Annotated in this window: 4 protein-coding genes and 1 pseudogene; all 5 read left to right on the top strand. The window is 68.9% G+C overall.

Annotation, left to right across the window (positions count from 1 at the left end):
* Positions 1-306, top strand: a pseudogene (locus tag QOC69_RS34100) (inorganic phosphate transporter); the annotation flags it as partial.
* Between the two features lie 34 nt (positions 307-340).
* Positions 341-637, top strand: a complete 297-nt coding sequence (locus QOC69_RS34095; RefSeq protein ID WP_526446934.1) for a hypothetical protein — start codon at positions 341-343, stop codon at positions 635-637.
* Positions 638-697: 60 nt separating this feature from the next.
* Entirely contained in the window at positions 698-1,015 is a 318-nt protein-coding gene (locus tag QOC69_RS34090; RefSeq protein WP_526446932.1) for a DUF3349 domain-containing protein, read from the top strand.
* 92 nt (positions 1,016-1,107) lie between these two features.
* Entirely contained in the window at positions 1,108-2,163 is a 1,056-nt protein-coding gene (gene menE / locus QOC69_RS34085) for an o-succinylbenzoate--CoA ligase (protein WP_526446930.1), read from the top strand.
* An 8-nt stretch (positions 2,164-2,171) separates the two neighbouring features.
* On the top strand, positions 2,172-2,534 hold a 363-nt coding region (locus QOC69_RS34080; RefSeq protein ID WP_526446928.1), incomplete at its 3' end, for a pyridoxamine 5'-phosphate oxidase family protein.

Below are 2,534 nucleotides of genomic sequence, written 5' to 3'. Positions count from 1 at the left end.
GGCAAGCCCGGCGCCGAGGTGCGCTGGGGCGTGGCAGGCCGGATGGCCGCAGCCTGGCTGATCACCCTGCCGTCGGCGGGCATCGTCGGCGCGATCACCTACTTCATCGTGCACGGCATCGGCAGTTGGGCCGGCATCGGGATCGGATTCCTGCTGCTCGTCGCCGCCGCAGCCGCCATCTGGCTGCAGTCGCGCAAGGCGCCCATCGACTCCAAGAACGTCAACGCCGAATGGGAAGGCAACCTGACCGCGGGCACCAGCGAGAAGGCGCCCGCCCCCAAGGTCGAGTCCACCCCCGCCGTCTAACTCGCCACACCGCAGACTCCGAGAGGCCGACACCATGACTGCTTGGTTCAATTACCCCGCCCTATTCCAGATACTCGTCGCCGGTTTGATCATCGGCGCCGGGCTACCCGCGCTCTTCGCCGTCGCCGTGCGGATGAACGCCGAAGGCTCCGGTGTCGCCGCCGGGCACGGCGGCGCGGCCGTCTCGCAGCGCAGCCCGGTGGTGGTCGCCATCAGCTGGGCCATCTTCGCGCTGGTGCTCATCGCGGTGATCGTCGGCGTGCTGTTCATCGCCCGTGACTTCATCGGCCATCAGACCGGTCTCTACATTCTCGGTGCGAAGCACAAGTAACATCGCACGACGTCCTCCGGGATAACCAACCCGGGAAACCCTCGCGCGGAAGTTGACGCTGTGAACGGATTTCTCGCCAAGATCGTGGCGTGGCTCAACGCCGGCTACCCCGAGGGTGTGCCGGGCCCCGACCGGGTGCCACTGCTGGCGTTGCTCACGCCGCGGCTCTCCAACGACGAGGTCAAGACCGTCGCGCAGGGACTGACCGACCGTGGCGAGTTCGACCACGTCGACATCGGCGTGCTGATCACCCAGATGACCGACGAACTGCCGACACCCGACGACATCGAACGGGTGCGGGCGCGGCTGGCCACCAAGGGTTGGCCGCTCGACGATCCGCGTGATGCGGACGCGACGGACGAGACGGGCTCCGCATAGCCCGACTTCGCGCACTCGTCATTCCGGACCTCCCTTCGACGCTGTCGCTTCTGACGGCGTTGGAGGGAGTTCTCGACGGCCAGGAACCGGCCATGCTGCCGGTCCCCGCCGACGACGAACGCCAGGCCGAACTGCTGATCACGTCACTGCGGGTCGGCGACGAGATCGACGACGACATTGCGATCGTGGTGTCGACTTCGGGCACGACGGGAGTGCCGAAGGGCGCCATGCTGACCGCGGCCGCGCTGGTCGCCAGCGCCTCGGCCACCCACGACAGGCTTGGCGGTCCCGGCAGCTGGCTGCTGGCACTGCCCCCCTACCACGTCGCCGGCCTGCAGGTGCTGGTGCGCAGCGCGCTGGCAGGCACCACCCCAGTTGCCATTCAGCCGAGCTTCGACGTCGATGAATTACCCTCCGCCATAGCGGCATTGGGCAGTGGACGGCGGTACGCCTCGTTGGTGGCCGTGCAGCTGGACAAGGCGCTGACTGACCCGGCCGCCGTCGCGGCCCTTGCCGAGCTGGACGGCGTGCTGATCGGCGGCGGGCCGATGCCGCCAACGGTCGCCGAAAGGGCCGCCGCCGCGGGCATCTCGGTGGTGCGTACGTACGGCATGAGCGAGACCGCAGGCGGGTGCGTGTACGACGGCGTGCCGCTCGACGGGGTCGAGGTACGAATCGACGACGGCCGCGTCGTGGTCGGCGGCGAGACGTTGGCCACGGGCTACCGCAATCCGGTGGACCCCGATCCGTTCATCGAACCGGGCTGGTTTCGCACCGACGACGTTGGCGTCCTGGATGATTCGGGTGTACTTCAAGTGCTGGGCCGCATCGACGATGCGATCAGCACCGGCGGCCTGACCGTATTGCCGCAACTCGTGGAAGCCGCGCTCGCCACCCATCCCACGATCGCGGACTGTGCCGTGTTCGGCGTCCCCGACGAGCGTCTCGGGCAGCGGGTCTCGGCCGCCATCGTGGTGGCCGAGCCCTCGGCGGCGCCCACGCTGGCCGAGCTGCGCGCGCACGTGGCGGGCACCCTCGACGCCACCGCCGCACCCCGGGAGATACACGTCGTCGACGAGCTGCCCCGCCGCGGTATCGGCAAGCTGGACCGAAAAGCGCTCGCCGCGCGGTTCGGTGTGCGCGCATGATGTAGGTCATGCGTCGTGAAGTGACCTCCGTCGAAGACCTCCGCGCGATCGTCGGGCAGCCCGTTACCGCCGCCGCCAACAAGGTGAAGAGCAGCCTGTCCGAAGCACAGCAGGACTGGCTCGCACACTCGCCGCTGGGGTTCGTCGCCACCACCGACGCCGAAGGCCGCGTCGACGTCTCCCCCAAGGGCGACCCGCCCGGCTTCGTCCACATCATCGACGCCAACACGATCGCCATCCCGGAACGGCCCGGCAACAAGCGGGTCGACGGCTACCTCAACGTGCTGCAGCGACCCCACGTCGGCACGGTGTTCCTGATCCCCGGGCGCGGTGACACCCTGCGGATCAACGGCACCGCGCGAATCCTGGCC

The sequence above is a fragment of the Mycobacterium sp. genome (assembly GCF_032162105.1).
Taxonomy (GTDB): domain Bacteria; phylum Actinomycetota; class Actinomycetes; order Mycobacteriales; family Mycobacteriaceae; genus Mycobacterium.
The sequence above is the reverse complement of the archived record's forward strand: the minus strand, read 5'-3'. Positions and strand labels throughout refer to the sequence as shown.

Coding starts and splice junctions, on each gene's coding strand:
- QOC69_RS34095 (WP_526446934.1), top strand. CDS start 341: ATGACTGCTTGGTTCAATTACCCCGCCCTATTCCAGATACTCGTCGCC.
- menE (WP_526446930.1), top strand. CDS start 1,108: ATGCTGCCGGTCCCCGCCGACGACGAACGCCAGGCCGAACTGCTGATC.